General features: G+C 42.7%; 11 protein-coding genes. All 11 read right to left on the bottom strand.

Annotated elements, in window-relative coordinates; all coding sequences use genetic code 11:
• Window positions 1-4: 4 nt before the first annotated feature.
• The 11 genes from LZG73_RS04040 to LZG73_RS03990 all read right to left on the bottom strand — a co-directional run bounded on the left by LZG73_RS04040 (window position 5) and on the right by LZG73_RS03990 (window position 13,246).
• The gene (locus LZG73_RS04040; protein ID WP_233846318.1) at window positions 5-763 is read right to left on the bottom strand and encodes a DUF5672 family protein; all 759 of its coding nucleotides are present in this window, start codon (window positions 761-763) and stop codon (window positions 5-7) included.
• A complete protein-coding gene (locus LZG73_RS04035; RefSeq protein ID WP_233846317.1) occupies window positions 763-1,746 on the bottom strand; it encodes a glycosyl transferase in 984 nt (327 codons plus the stop codon). Before LZG73_RS04035 ends, LZG73_RS04040 begins: the two co-directional genes overlap by 1 nt.
• Window positions 1,743-2,969 (bottom strand): glycosyltransferase family 4 protein, encoded by a 1,227-nt coding sequence (locus LZG73_RS04030; RefSeq protein ID WP_233846316.1) that lies wholly within the window; start codon window positions 2,967-2,969, stop codon window positions 1,743-1,745. The genes LZG73_RS04035 and LZG73_RS04030 overlap by 4 nt, the downstream gene beginning before the upstream one ends.
• 67 nt (window positions 2,970-3,036) lie before the next feature.
• Window positions 3,037-3,696, bottom strand: coding sequence for an acetyltransferase (locus tag LZG73_RS04025; RefSeq protein ID WP_233846315.1), 660 nt, complete (start codon window positions 3,694-3,696; stop codon window positions 3,037-3,039).
• Between the two features lie 2 nt (window positions 3,697-3,698).
• On the bottom strand, window positions 3,699-4,397 hold the full coding sequence (locus tag LZG73_RS04020) for a WbqC family protein (RefSeq protein ID WP_233846314.1): 699 nt from the start codon (window positions 4,395-4,397) through the stop codon (window positions 3,699-3,701).
• Window positions 4,398-4,403: 6 nt separating this feature from the next.
• A complete protein-coding gene (locus LZG73_RS04015) occupies window positions 4,404-6,452 on the bottom strand; it encodes a glycosyltransferase family 39 protein (RefSeq protein WP_233846481.1) in 2,049 nt (682 codons plus the stop codon).
• A 1-nt stretch (window position 6,453) separates the two neighbouring features.
• Entirely contained in the window at window positions 6,454-7,539 is a 1,086-nt protein-coding gene (locus LZG73_RS04010; protein ID WP_233846313.1) for a DegT/DnrJ/EryC1/StrS aminotransferase family protein, read from the bottom strand.
• Window positions 7,532-8,791, bottom strand: a complete 1,260-nt coding sequence (locus LZG73_RS04005) for an ABC transporter ATP-binding protein (RefSeq protein ID WP_233846312.1) — start codon at window positions 8,789-8,791, stop codon at window positions 7,532-7,534. Before LZG73_RS04005 ends, LZG73_RS04010 begins: the two co-directional genes overlap by 8 nt.
• Before the next feature lie 17 nt (window positions 8,792-8,808).
• Window positions 8,809-9,642 carry an ABC transporter permease gene (locus LZG73_RS04000; protein WP_233846310.1) on the bottom strand — a complete coding sequence of 278 codons (834 nt, stop codon included), beginning with the start codon at window positions 9,640-9,642 and terminating at the stop codon, window positions 8,809-8,811.
• 2 nt (window positions 9,643-9,644) lie between these two features.
• Window positions 9,645-10,727, bottom strand: coding sequence for a hypothetical protein (locus LZG73_RS03995; protein ID WP_233846308.1), 1,083 nt, complete (start codon window positions 10,725-10,727; stop codon window positions 9,645-9,647).
• Window positions 10,727-13,246: an SLBB domain-containing protein gene (locus LZG73_RS03990; RefSeq protein WP_233846307.1), complete on the bottom strand. Its 2,520-nt coding sequence runs from the start codon at window positions 13,244-13,246 to the stop codon at window positions 10,727-10,729. The genes LZG73_RS03995 and LZG73_RS03990 overlap by 1 nt, the downstream gene beginning before the upstream one ends.
• Window positions 13,247-13,474 lie beyond the last annotated feature (228 nt).

The following is a 13,474-nucleotide window of genomic DNA, read 5'->3' as shown; positions in this document are numbered from 1 at the left end:
GCAGTTAACTCGCTTCCGGCAATGATTTGAAATAAGGCAGATCATGGATATTTTCTTTCGAAATGCCGGTTAATGCAAAGGGTAACGTCTTTTTTAGGTTGACATTTGCCGCGTCCGTGGCAAAATGATTGCGGACAATTTCGGTTGGTTTGCGCAAATGCGGCCAGAATCTGTTGGCTTCAAGCTCCCAGAAAACGGAGTCAGCATTGTCCAGATTGTCGTTATGCCGATAACCGTAAACCACTTTTCGCTTCGCTTTTATGGAATTGATCATCCGTTCAATGCGACAAAGATAAATTCCATTATTCGTAAATGCACGCCCGACCACTTGTTTTTCGTCGTTGGTTAAGCCTTTCAGTCTTGAAAAAATACTGGACAGATGCTTTGAATCATTGCCCAAAACCGGTCCTGCCTTTAAATAATCATAGCCTTGCTTGCACCAGTAATACAATTCGTCTTTCACGATCCAGCTGTTCAGCTCGTGAATGAGCAGGAAATCGCACCAGCTGAAACGGTCGTAAAAATCTTCCATCAGAAACAATGCCGCCAAATGGGCACGCGACTGAAAGTATTTTTGTGGAAAATAAATGACGTCAATGTCCTCGTTGTGTTCCTTCACAATGGACAGATCGGCTCCTTCGTAAGTGATAAAAATGATCGGATATTTTTCCAGTGTGTTGAGGCAATGATGCAAGATCCGCTCTTCTGTGGGATTGATCTGCGGGTTCAGAATGGGGACGATGACGGATACAAGCTCTTTCATCAGGTCGTTTCCAGCTGATCAATGATGTAGTTAAAAGGCAGTTTAAGCAGTTTTCGCACGCGCTGGTAACGACGAACCGGGGTGGGTTTGATATACGCGCAATGGAATTTCCTGTAATATGCATTGCCATTCCGGATCAGACTTTCGCGATAAAGGTCAAATAATGCTGTGAGATCTGCCCGCGCAGACAGCTCGAAACGATCCTGATATTTGGATAAAACCGACGGCTTTTGCGGATCGTAGCCGCTATAATGGAAGAAAATCAGCGGATTTGTCTCATTTACAAGGAATATCCCGTCCGGCTCGGAGAACACTCGCTCGTGCAGGTTCCAATATGCTGCGTTATAACCGGGATTGCGTTCAATGTGGGTGTTAGACACAAAAATTGGCAAAAAATTCATCCAGTTTTGGTCAACAAAAAGGCCATTGCATAAGTCAATCAAACATTCATATCTCAATTTTTCTTCCCACCATGCAATGAATTGCATAATTTCTGGCGTCCTATGAAAAGCCACGAAACCAAGATTATAAACACCCGTATTTAAATGATGCAGTTCATTCGGCGTTAACTGATCGTCAATAGGCGTGTTAATGTGCGGAGTCAGCACGGCGCTATGCGTTGTAAGTGATGCAAGCAAACCAGTTAATGGCTGGAAAACAATGATGTCAGGATCAAAATAAATGACATTCTCTGCTTCCGGATAATGCTTGAAAAAATAGGTGAAGTAAAATGGCTTAACCGCAGTGTTAAGTTCTGTAATGTTATAACGGTCAGCCATTTCCTGGAATTTCTGGATCTCAATCTTGTCGATCTCGATCATCGGAAATTCAGGGGCATATCCATCTTCAAATACAACACCATTCAATGCATCGACCAGCCCGATAAAAAATAAAACGTCGGGATTGGTGGATTTGAGTGAATCGCCTAATGTCCTGGCCTGCGCTAAGTAATTGATGGAACAAATTGTGAAGGCAATAGTCATTGATTTTGCTTTTCCGAAACCTGTAAAGGTAAATACTTTTGAATAATGGCTTCGAAGCTGGCAACACTTTTGTCTGTATTGTGCCTTTCCAACACTTTTTGTCTGCCTTTGCGACCCAATGTTTCTCGCAATGTCGGATCGAGCACCAGTTGAATAATCGCCTCAGAAGCTGCGGAAATGTCCATATATGGAACGACAAAACCAGCATCTGCTTCGATTAATTCGGGGGCACCGCCTGCATCCTCAAAGCATACAACGGGAATCTCCTGCAACGCCGCCTCCAAAACCACAAGCGGATAAGGGTCCTCGCGTGAGCTCAACATAAGCACGTCGAAACGATTGATATAATCCAATGCAGCCGGCGTCGGCGGAATCAGGATAATCCTGTCGCTGAGGCCCATATGGCGGATATCACTTTCTATCAACTCGTAAATTTCATGCTGCGGACCGGCGCCAACCCATACAAAATAAACGGGTAACGGGCTGGTTTTATGAATAACCCTTTTTGCAATCCAATTGAAAATATCATTTCCTTTCCGCCATTCAGCATTGCCGCAACCGCCTATGACGATGGCGTCATGCGGAATTTTGTGCGTCTTTTCGAGAATGTCGCGCTGAACCGTTTTTAGTTTCTGGTCAATGTGTTCATGGTCAATCAGCGTAAATGTGCTGACACGTCTTTCAGGGAAGTCGTATTTTTTGACATAATAATTGGCAACTGCTTTGGAAACAGCAATGAGATGATCCGTCTTCCTAAGCATGAAATTCAAATGCCTTTCATGCGTGTAAATCTTGACAGACATGCCGAGCTCGTGTACAAAAAGCACCAGCGGAATGTGGTGCAGAAATTTCAGGAAATCGTAATAAACGCCCGCGTTGGCAATTGAATTAACGAAAACCAGACCAATGTTCTGATTTTCAAGCTCGCCTGCAAGGCGCTCGTGGATTTTTTGAGTTGAAAGGTGCTGATAATATTTGTAGAGGTGTACTTTTTTGAGCAGCTTGCCCGTGAACGGCCTTGGCGTTATCGTGATATTTTGATAGAGACGCGTTACTGTGACGATTTCTTCAAAATCTTTTTCAAGTTCGCCACCACTGCATAACAACAAATGCATGGGAACGCCGCGTTCTTTCAAAAGTCTGAGCAATTGCAGCAGCAGCAGCTGGCTTCCTGCCCGGTTTGCGTCATGACATACAAATAATATTTTCTTCTTCTGCTCCATTACCCAGTCAATTACTGTCTCAAATTTCGGTTAACCCGATTACATTCTTCTCCCGGATATCGACTGCTTAATAAGCCTCAAAACTTTTCTTACCAGGGACTTTTTTCGCTGGATTTCCAATGTAGATGCCCCATTCTTCGGTTTCTCTGGTTATGGCCGAAGCCATTCCCACCAATGTGCCCTGCGCAATGGGTGTATAATCACGAATTGTGCTGTTAACACCAAAAAATGAATAGGATTCTACAACGCAATGACCCGAGAGCACGACGTGAGAAGTGAAAAATACGTGATCCTTGATTTGTCCGTGGTGACCAATGTGATTGCCGCTCCACATGACAACATTGTTGCCAACAGTTGTGAAAGGCTGAATGGTGTTGTCTTCTAATATAAAGCAATTGTTGCCAATGACATCCCGGTCAAAAATGGTGGCGCGGGAGCTGATATAGGAAATGAATTGGTAACCCTTGGCTTTTGCCTCGTTGTAAATATTTTCGCGGTTGCGGTTCATATTGCGGCCAGTCATGGGAGCAAAGAACGAAAATTCCGCTGGTGGAAAGAAGGTTTCGACATCTTCAAAAGCTACAACTGGCAGCCCCTTAAAAGACTCGTCCTCAATATATTGGCGATTGATTGTAAAAGCGACTATTTCGTGTTCTGAATCGTGGGTCAGATAATAGTGTGCCAGTTCCGCAGTGTCGAGTACTCCAAAAACGATAACCTTAGCCATTCTTAAATCAGTTCGTATGCCTTTAATTGTTCCCTAATTGCTTCGGGGTCGTTAAACATCAGAATATCTATAATCGACAACCAAGGTACGAAAGCATTTTTGAATTGGTTATAAGGGGATGAGACACTTTTAATAAAGTTGAGCTTTATCCCTTCCTTTTCAAATTTCCCTTTGTCGTACAATTCCATTCCACCAATCGGATTAATGTAATGGTCAGCGCCTTTTTGTTTACAGATATCCAGGATTCTGTCCGGACCTTTGAGGTGTGTGTTTTGATAAATGGATGATGAGGCAACAATTTCAGTCTTGATTTCCATGTAATTACACGTCCTAACCAAGGCTTCGAAGGTCAATTCATATATTGTTTCAACATCTAAATTTACAATTTCTTCGATCAGAACAAAAACCTTTTGATAATAGGGAGCTTTCTGATAGGATTGCTGAAGCGTTTTCAAAAACTTTTTCTGCCACGGCTCGCCCTTCAACAGCTGGACCTCATTGATGAGTTTATTCTGACTTGCGTCTTTCAGGGGAATGGTAAAAAGGTGCGCCTGACCGGAAACCAAAAGGTTGTTTCTGTTAATCCAGCCCTTGTTTATAAAGTTGACATCATCATAAATAATGAATTTATCAACGGCATTGATCAGCTGAAAATACCCTATATACGGAAATATATAAGGCTGCATAATGGCGATGGTCATGGACTGCTATTTAAGCTTTCTGAGATAATAATCTTCCCCTCTGACTGCCACATTGGTCAGCGTTGTGTCGCTCCCTAAACGGATGTCACTGGGTAAAGATTTTATGCGGCTGGTGTCATTAATAACGCTCTTCGCGTAAAAGAGATAATCGGCATCTTTTGGAATGGGCCTCAATCCCTGTTCAAAAGGATTAATTGAGATCAATTTGCGAGTGAGATCTTCGCCATATAACGGATATTCAAAGTCATCGTTAATCGTCGCAAGCGCCACTGTGGCGTCTTTTGGGACGATAGAATCAAAGGTTTCGTAAGCCTTTGTGATGTCTGGTCGTGCGAAAGTCTGCAACTTGATCCGTTCGGTGTTAAGTGCTGATTTATAGCCATATGCCGCAATTGGCAAGCATCGAATATTGAGATAAACAGACATGACAGCGGAGACACAAGCCAAAGAAACGATGATCAGTACATAACCTTTCCAAATATTTCTTCTGGGTTTGAGAATGGAAAGTCGGTGATGGGAAAATAAGAGCAACAGAAACAAGACTCCGAAAATCCCAGTTTCAATGAAATATCGGCCCTTGAACGGGTCATAAACGGCTGAATAAGAAATAGCTGCAAAATGAAGGCAAAATGCAAGCGCAAGAAACCAATGCACCCGAGATCGGAAAACCCGAATTAAAACCAGAAATATCAATGGCAGAATCAGGGCAAACCCGATAACTCCCCAGAAAGGATTCGCGTTAAAATTGTCAAAACGGCGTTGAAAAGCGAAGGGAACAATGGCAAATTCGGTTTCCTCATCCAGTCGCATGTGCAGTTTATCTTCAAGAACAACCAGCGGTTTGCGAATGACCGTATTCAGGTCATATCCCCATTGCGCATTGCGAATGCCATCCAGATTGCAAAATTCATACGTGTATCGAACAACATTGCGGCTGCCTTGCTCGAAAAGATTCGACAAAGAACCAAAACGCTCAACAGATTGATGTTTTAGTGCAGTTGGCGGACCAATCGGATGGCCAAAAACCATGATGTTTTTGACATAACCCGTTGGAAGCGTATAAATCAGCACAGCGATGAAAATGGCAATTGCCAACTTGATGAACCGGTTGAAAAAAACTTTCAGATCCGGCGCGAGAAACACCGTGTAAATCATGATCACGAAAACCGAAGGCATTAATAGCGCAAAGGTTATTTTGTGTCCAAATACGACTCCGAACGCCAAACCCGACAAATACAAATATTTGTTATTCCTCGTGCTGTAATAAGTGAACAGGAAATAGAGCAAGCAGCTCAGGTAAGCGGTTAAAACAATGTCAGTTTCCGTAGTTACGGCCTGCATCAGGAAGTTCAGGAACATTCCGTAGGCTAATGCACAAAAGAAGCTGGCTGATAAATTCCTTCCAATGCGCTGCGCTATTCCAAAAACGGCAACAAGTGTGATGTAGTAAGAAGCGTGGTGAATTAATTTAAATGCATTTTCAATCTTTCCGGAGATTAAATAGCTGTAAATCTGAATGGTGGTTAAACTTTTGGGATATGTGTCCATATTCCAGTTTGTTCCGCCAAAATGCGCCATTGTCCCTCGCTGAATGTAGCGGATTGCCCTATTAAGGTGGCCGGTCATGCTATCCCACTCGTTTGGAACTGTAAAAAGGACGAGAATTAGATTGGTCACTGCAATAACTGCAATGGTGCCAAACATGATAATGAAGATTGTTTTGAGATAAGGGGATAATTCCTTCGTCCAGGCTTTTAAGGTTTCAATTCGCTGTTTGGCGATTGATCTGATGGAGTAGGAGGGCTGGCCTTTATTCAGATATGACCACAGCACATAATGTATACCAAGCGCAATGTATGTTCCGATGATCCATGCGAATGTTTGGGCAGTTAAATCGAGTCCTGAAAGCAGAAAACCTGTGGGAATTATGCTTCCAACAAAAAGCATAAAACAAACGATAATCCACTCTGTAAAAGACGGTTGAGCTATTTTTTTTGCAACAAAACTGATGCTGTAAACAAACAGTAAAAAAGAAAGCCAGTAAACGACAACCATGCTATTCTGGTGATAAATGACCATTAATAATGTGGGAAATCCGCTCAATATCCGAATACGGAAGGCCTACATATAATGGCAAACTTAACACTCTTACTGAAATATCTTCTGAAACCGGGCAGGCAATTTGCCGCGGCATAAATGAAAGTGTATTTAAAGAAGGATAAAAATATCTTCTTGGTATAATTTCCTCTTCCCGCAAAGCGTCCATCACTTTGAACATCGCCTGCTCGGAAGGAAATACAACCGGATAGTATGCATAATTATACTCAATGTCCTTGTTGATGACCGGTTTATAAAGAATATCCCAGTTTAACAGGCTGTCATATGCGTCGAACACATCCTTACGAGCCTGAATAATGTCTTTTACATGAGGCAGATTGACAAGTCCCATCGCTGCATGGAACTCAGAATTTTTTCCATTGATGCCTGCATACAAATAATGCTCATCACCCTGGTGACCAAAAGCGCGCAAAAGATGCAGTTTTCTGTCCAGTTCAGGATGATTGGAAATTAATGCTCCGCCTTCAATGGTGTGAAAAACCTTGGTGGCGTGAAAGCTGCAAGTGCTTAAATCGCCATAAGAAAGGAGGGATTTCCCTTTATAAGTAACGCCAAATGCATGCGCAGCGTCATATATCACTTTTAAATTGTGCTTTTTAGCAATGACTTCAATGGCATCAACATCGCATGGATTGCCGTAAACGTGCGTCGCAAGAATGGCAGTCGTGGCTGGCGTGATGGAAGCCTCAATCAATGCAGGATTAATGTTGAATGACGCTGCATCGATATCAACGAAAACGGGCGTGCAGTTTTCCCAAAGGATTGCATTTGCCGTGGCGACGTAAGAAAATGGTGTTGTAATAACCTCCCCCGTGATTTCAAGTGCCTTGATGGCAATTTGAAGCACAATGGTGCCGTTTCCGCAAAAATATAGATGATCGACTTGAAGATAATTTTTTAATGCAGCTTCAAGTTCTTGTAAAACAGGCCCATTGTTGGTAAGATATCCGCGTTCCCAAATCTCCCGAACATATTGCAGATATTTTTCCTGGTCTGGTAAAAAGGTTTTAGTGACGTTAATCATTCACTACGTGTTCAGTTTGGCGAATGGAAAAATTAAGTTGAGGGCGAATGTATCCGGGCCATTTGCCATACCAGGTTACATTTTCACGATAATCCTCTATATCAAAAATAAGTGCCTCTTCCATGTTGTAAAGCACTGTGCTCGTATCTTTTACGATCATCATGGAAACGACGTATGAACCGTCATTCAAGAAGTGGCCGGGAATTTCACAAACACCGCTTACGAGGCCTTTTGAAAAAGTTTCTGCCTGTGTGCCCACATTGAATATACACTCACCTGTAAACGTATATAAATGCATACTCAGGTTCAAACTTGCGCCTTCGACAAGATTCCAAAATTCAAACTGGAAATTGATCGGCGTGCGGACGTCAATGTGGTTCAGATCATCCTGATACTCCGGGAAAAGCTTGAATCGTTTCACGCGGACCTGATCATTGCCGGGCGCGTTATCGATATTGTCCCAGTGTTTTTCAAGGGTTTTATGAGAAACCTTGCTCAGATAATTCGTAACAATATGCGTTGTTTCACCTTGGTCGATGAGCATTCCTTTTTCAAAATAAAAGGACTTATTGCAAAGCGCCTGGATCGCGGTAAGGTTATGGCTTACGAAAAGCAATGTTCTGCCGCTTTCCGAAACGTCACGCATTTTACCAAGACATTTTTTTTGAAATTCTGTATCACCAACGGCTAAAACCTCATCAACAATGAGAATTTCAGGATTAAGGTGTGCTGCAATAGCAAAACCCAACCTCACATACATTCCCGATGAATAGCGCTTAACGGGTGTATCCAAAAACTTCTCAACACCTGCGAAGTCAACGATTGCGTCAAATGATTGCCTGATTTCGCTTTTGGCCATGCCAAGGATGGCGCCGTTCAGGAAGATATTTTCCCGACCTGTAAGCTCGGGGTGAAACCCGGTTCCTACTTCCAGCAAGCTGGCAATGCGGCCGTCAATTTTGATTTGACCGGTTGTAGGCTCCGTGATGCGGCTGAGAATCTTTAATAAAGTTGATTTCCCCGCTCCGTTATGGCCAACGATGCCAATGCGGTCTCCCTGATCGATGGAAAAGTTAACGTCCCGTAATGCCCAAAATTCTTCTTTCTCAGCAAAATCGGAATTGCCCTGCTTGCGTGAAAATAGTTTGTCAACCTTTTCGGTAACAATATCACGCAGGCTTGGAGCACCACTTTTCCGTTGATGGTCTATAATATATTTCTTGCTGATGTTTTCAGCTACGATTACCGGCATGCCCAAATGTAATTATTTCAGATATGATCCACGAATGTATTTTCTTTCTTCCGGAAATAAATCAAAGACAATATCAATATCACAAATGAAATTATTGTCGTCGAGTAAAGACTTTGGGGATTGAAATACGCTTTGTCGCCCAACAAACACCACCGAAAACCATCGATAATGCCAACGAGCGGATTTAAGTTATAATATTTTTCAAACCATGTTCCTTGCGCCAGCGTGCTGCTGTAAGCAACCGGCACAGCATACATTCCAACTTGTACTAAAAATGGAATTAACTGACCGATATCCCGAAAACGAACATTTAATGCCGCAAAGAACAATCCAAAGCCCAAAGATGTAATAAATGTAAGTAAAATGAAGCAAGGAAGAAACACGATGTGCCAGCTAATCGGTTGCCGGAAGAAAATCGTCATGATCAGGAAAATCCCGAAAGTGATCAGAAAGTCGACAAATCCAACGGCTATTGAGCTCAGCGGCATCAGCAAACGAGGGAAATAAACTTTCGAAACGAGATTGGAGTTGATCAGGATGCTGCTGCTGATCTGCGTAAATGTATTGGAGAAAAATGTCCAGATTGTAAGTCCGCTCAACACCATTAATGGGTAAGGAACCCCGGGATCACTTTTGACTTTGGCAAGATAGCTGAAAACGAAAACCATCACCGTCATGGTCATGATTGGTCTCAATACGCTCCAAGCAACACCAAGCAAAGTTTGTTTATAACGAACGGAAATGTCTCGTTTTGACAAGATCCAGAGTAATTGCCTGTTTAGCCAGAGATCTTTCCAATAATCTTTTTCAGATCCACCTGCCTTTATCGTAATTGAGTGTTGTGATGCCATTGTTATGCCCTAACTTCTACTTTGGGAGTTGAAAAGATTGTTCGGAAATAGGTGAAGATAAGCGCGAGCATTAAACCAACCAATGCTCCGATTTTTGCATTTCTCTTATCCTCTGCTTTAATGTCCAAAGGAACCTTAATGCCCTCAATTTCTGTGAATAATGGTGCTTCCCGCACAAGCGATACACGCATCTTCTCTGCATTCGCCATCGCTTCGTAGTACAATGTTTGAAGAAACGAAGATTTTCTCTCCATGCTGCTTGCACTAACTTTCGCTTCTGGTAACATGATTTGTGCGCTGTAATCCAGCTGTCTCGCCAGTTTATGTTCAGCAATACCGAGCACTGCTGCCAGTGAATCCGCGCGATGTTGAAGTAAACGAAGTGTTTTACGCGTTTTCTGCGTTTGATTTTCCGTATACATTTCCTCTACTGTTTCCAGAAGCTTCGTTACCCAAAGTCCAGCAAGCGTTCCGTTTTCCATCGAAGTTGAAAGAGAAATAAAGGAAGACTTGCGATCTAATGCAGCAATTTCAGTTGATCCGCCCGCTTTTTTAACGATTTCGTTCAAAATCATCCGCGACCTCATGTCAAACTTCTTGATGTCATTGTGTGGGAAATGGAATTTCTGGTTATCCGGATTTTCCTCCCATTCTTTCGTCTTGATTCCACTCGAATCAATGTAGAAATTTGCGAGGATCATCTTTTGACCATTGATCTCCACTTCCTTCATGAGGTTTCTCTCAAGAACAGGACGTGACTTAACGAAATAAAAAAAGTTTTCACCAGTGAAAATATTCGCATCCGGCGCTGATCCAAGCCCTAGCAGTCCCGCCATGTCTCCAAGACCGGAGGCTTGACTTCCGCCACCGAGGTTAAAAACGACCTCAGCTTCATACGTATTTGGTGTTTTAATGTAAGCGTCCAAAGCGTAGCCAATTCCAAAACCAAGAATCGGTAATAACAACAGCATTTTCCAGTTACGAAGAATTGCCGTTTTGACGACCAGAACTTTTTCGATAACCTCTTTCGGGGTCAACTCGTCTTCTGGCACTTGTTGTTGCGGATGTAGCGTCGTTGTTGACATTAGTTGATTGATCGGAAAGCCAAGACTGCTAAAATTAAACTCATTACAGAACCCAATATGCCAGTTGCTGTTTGAAGGGCTTGCTGCGGGTTAATGGCAGGTGCAGCTCTAAGGGGAACGAAAATTTCAGACCCCGGTTCAACTTTTGGATAAACATTGAAAAATAAGAATCTTCTCGTGCGATCCACATTTCCATTTGGATACTTGATATATGAGCTCTTTTTAAGCGATTGGACTGTAAAACCGCCTGATTGCGAAATGTAGTCAGAAAATGCCATTCCTTTGCCATATTTCACTGTCGTTGGATAAAGCACTGCTCCGTTAACCTGCACAGTTTCCAATCTTTTCGGAATCCGAATAATGTCTCCTTCCTGCACAATAAGATCTTCAAATGAACCCGGGCTTTTCAAGATATTTTTCAGCTTGATCCCGATGGATTCTTCTTTTACATTCGGCACGTCACCTATAATAGTCCCGCTCTTGATGCTTTTTTCTGTTTGCTCTGCCTGATCAAAATCGGTTGGTTCATCTAATTCTCTAACCAATGTTCTTCTAAGCAGCGTTGCGCCTTCTGGGTAAGCTAATTCAGTTAATCCGCCGGCTCTTTTGATAACGTCGCTGATCTTATCGTTTTTGTTTACAATCGTGTAAGGACCAGCGATGAGGACTTCGCCTTCTACAAATACACTTTGCTGCTCAACATAATTTGGCGCTTTACGAACCGTAACCTGGTCAAAAGGCATTAATGTGAAGTTGCTTTCTTTACTATTAAGCGACAGATCACGGTTTACATTAAATTTGAAAACCTCCGATATTTGTGCGTTTGCAGCACCAGCGATGCTGTCTCGCTTTCTTCTAATCACTTCGATTTCAGAAGTGTATGCAGATTCCTTCATGCCGCCAGCTTGCACCAGCAGATCCTCCAATGTCATATTGACCGTGTAAGGAAATTTACCTTCGTTCTCGGCGAACTTCGGATTATTTACTTCTCCCTCCACACTCACGAAGGCCGTTTCAGCCATGTCGAATTTCGAAGGAATGATAACCCGGTCCAAACGTGTCAGAATCAGATCTGGCGTAACATTGTTTAAAATATCAGTGTAATTCAGTGAAATGCTTTCCAGCACCAGATCCTGACGCGTTCTCAAAACGCTCACACGGCCCACGAATGCATCTTCGCGTAAACCTTGCGCGTTTTCGATCAACTGTTTTAATGAAGGACTGTTGTCCAAAGAATAATCGCCCGGACGCATTACCGCACCTTCAATAGTTACAATATTTTCAAAACGGTCTAAAACTGTCTCAACATTGACTGAGTCACCCGTTACAATATCAAATGTGTCATAGGAAGTTTCGGCAACGTCAAGGATCTTACGTTCTTTTGGCGTGATCCTTTGCACTTTAAGCCTTGCGCGGTAAGCTCTGTCATTGAAACCGCCTGAATAGCGAAGCATATCGCTTAATTTTTCTTCTGCTTTCAATTCATAGATCCCAGGACGTTTAACCATCCCGGTTATCTCAGCACGCTTCAGATAGTAGCCAACTACAACGTTATCATTGTCCTGAACGCGAATGTCGCCGTCAATTTTTCCGTTGACCAGGTAATCATAAATGTCAAAACGCGAAACGACTTTACCATTCCTTACTACACGCACATCACGGAAAGATCCAATTTCATTCGGTCCGCCAGCTTTGTAAAGTGCATTGAAAGCGGAGGAAAGCGATGACAATTGATAAGTGCCAGGATTAATTACTTCACCTGTTACGAAGACTTTTACCGAGCGAACGTCACCTAATGTCACCATCAGCTTGGTTCTGGCCGTTTCACCGCCTGTTCCAATCAAACCCGGGGTGAATTTGGCAAATTTGTCAATTAATATTTTGCGAACCTCCTCCACCGTACGGCCCGTTACGTAAACGTTTCCTACCCTTGGGAGCGAAATGAAGCCGTCTTTAGTAACTTCAACCTCGTAAGTGCTTTCTGCGTAATTGTAAATGTAAATTTTTAGCTCATCACCTGGCCCTACAACGTAGTTGGTAGGCGTTGCGATTTGCGCATCTGGAATTGGATCCAGATTTTTATTAGAAAAAATGGAGTAACCGTAGATTTTCTGACGCAATGCTTCTTTTTGCTGATCCTCAGGTCTTAATGTGGAAGTGGTCGAGTCATTTACTTTACTTTGCTCGCCGCCTTCGCTATTTTGACTGTTCTGGTCGCCGCCCGCTTTTCCTTCGGAATTCTGTTGATTTCCCGAATTTTGCTGGTTTCCAGATTGTTGTTGATTGTTTCCGCCAGGTTGATTTCCTTGAGTGTTACCCGTGTTTGCTGGTGCGTTACCCGTTGTTCCTGCATTGCCTCTGGGTGTTGCCGCGTTGTTTCCACTTTGCGGAGCGCTTGCAGGCGCAGATGGAGCGCCGGACTGGGGAACAATCTGAGACAGGGAAGGCAGTGAAATGAATAGACAGAGGAGATAGGGGAGTAAACTTTTATAATTTTTTGCCAATTTGAATCTGTTCATATGAAGTATTATTGTACTATTGAAATGCTGACAATTCATTAAAACTATGTATCTGACTAGTATTTTTGAATTTTGAGTAGGAGCATATTTAATTTTGTGATGTGTATATCATGGCAAAGTAAATTAGATTTTTCCTATTTTTAAAGGATTTCTATTAATCGGCCCTGACCTATTTGGCTGTAAAGTTATAACAGGGTAACGACAAATGTCTTAAATTATTAAAATACA

Origin of the sequence: Dyadobacter sp. CY326, from assembly GCF_021390515.1 — a bacterium.
Taxonomy (GTDB): Bacteria; Bacteroidota; Bacteroidia; order Cytophagales; family Spirosomataceae; genus Dyadobacter.
Note: the sequence above shows the minus strand (reverse complement) of the source record. Positions and strands in the feature narration are given on the sequence as shown.

Bases quoted from the DNA above. Each gene is read 5' to 3' on its own strand.
- LZG73_RS04040 (WP_233846318.1), bottom strand. From the start codon at position 763: ATGAAAGAGCTTGTATCCGTCATCGTCCCCATTCTGAACCCGCAGATC.
- LZG73_RS04035 (WP_233846317.1), bottom strand. From the start codon at position 1,746: ATGACTATTGCCTTCACAATTTGTTCCATCAATTACTTAGCGCAGGCC.
- LZG73_RS04030 (WP_233846316.1), bottom strand. From the start codon at position 2,969: ATGGAGCAGAAGAAGAAAATATTATTTGTATGTCATGACGCAAACCGG.
- LZG73_RS04025 (WP_233846315.1), bottom strand. From the start codon at position 3,696: ATGGCTAAGGTTATCGTTTTTGGAGTACTCGACACTGCGGAACTGGCA.
- LZG73_RS04020 (WP_233846314.1), bottom strand. From the start codon at position 4,397: ATGACCATCGCCATTATGCAGCCTTATATATTTCCGTATATAGGGTAT.
- LZG73_RS04015 (WP_233846481.1), bottom strand. From the start codon at position 6,452: ATGGTTGTCGTTTACTGGCTTTCTTTTTTACTGTTTGTTTACAGCATC.
- LZG73_RS04010 (WP_233846313.1), bottom strand. From the start codon at position 7,539: ATGATTAACGTCACTAAAACCTTTTTACCAGACCAGGAAAAATATCTG.
- LZG73_RS04005 (WP_233846312.1), bottom strand. From the start codon at position 8,791: ATGCCGGTAATCGTAGCTGAAAACATCAGCAAGAAATATATTATAGAC.
- LZG73_RS04000 (WP_233846310.1), bottom strand. From the start codon at position 9,642: ATGGCATCACAACACTCAATTACGATAAAGGCAGGTGGATCTGAAAAA.
- LZG73_RS03995 (WP_233846308.1), bottom strand. From the start codon at position 10,727: ATGTCAACAACGACGCTACATCCGCAACAACAAGTGCCAGAAGACGAG.
- LZG73_RS03990 (WP_233846307.1), bottom strand. From the start codon at position 13,246: ATGAACAGATTCAAATTGGCAAAAAATTATAAAAGTTTACTCCCCTAT.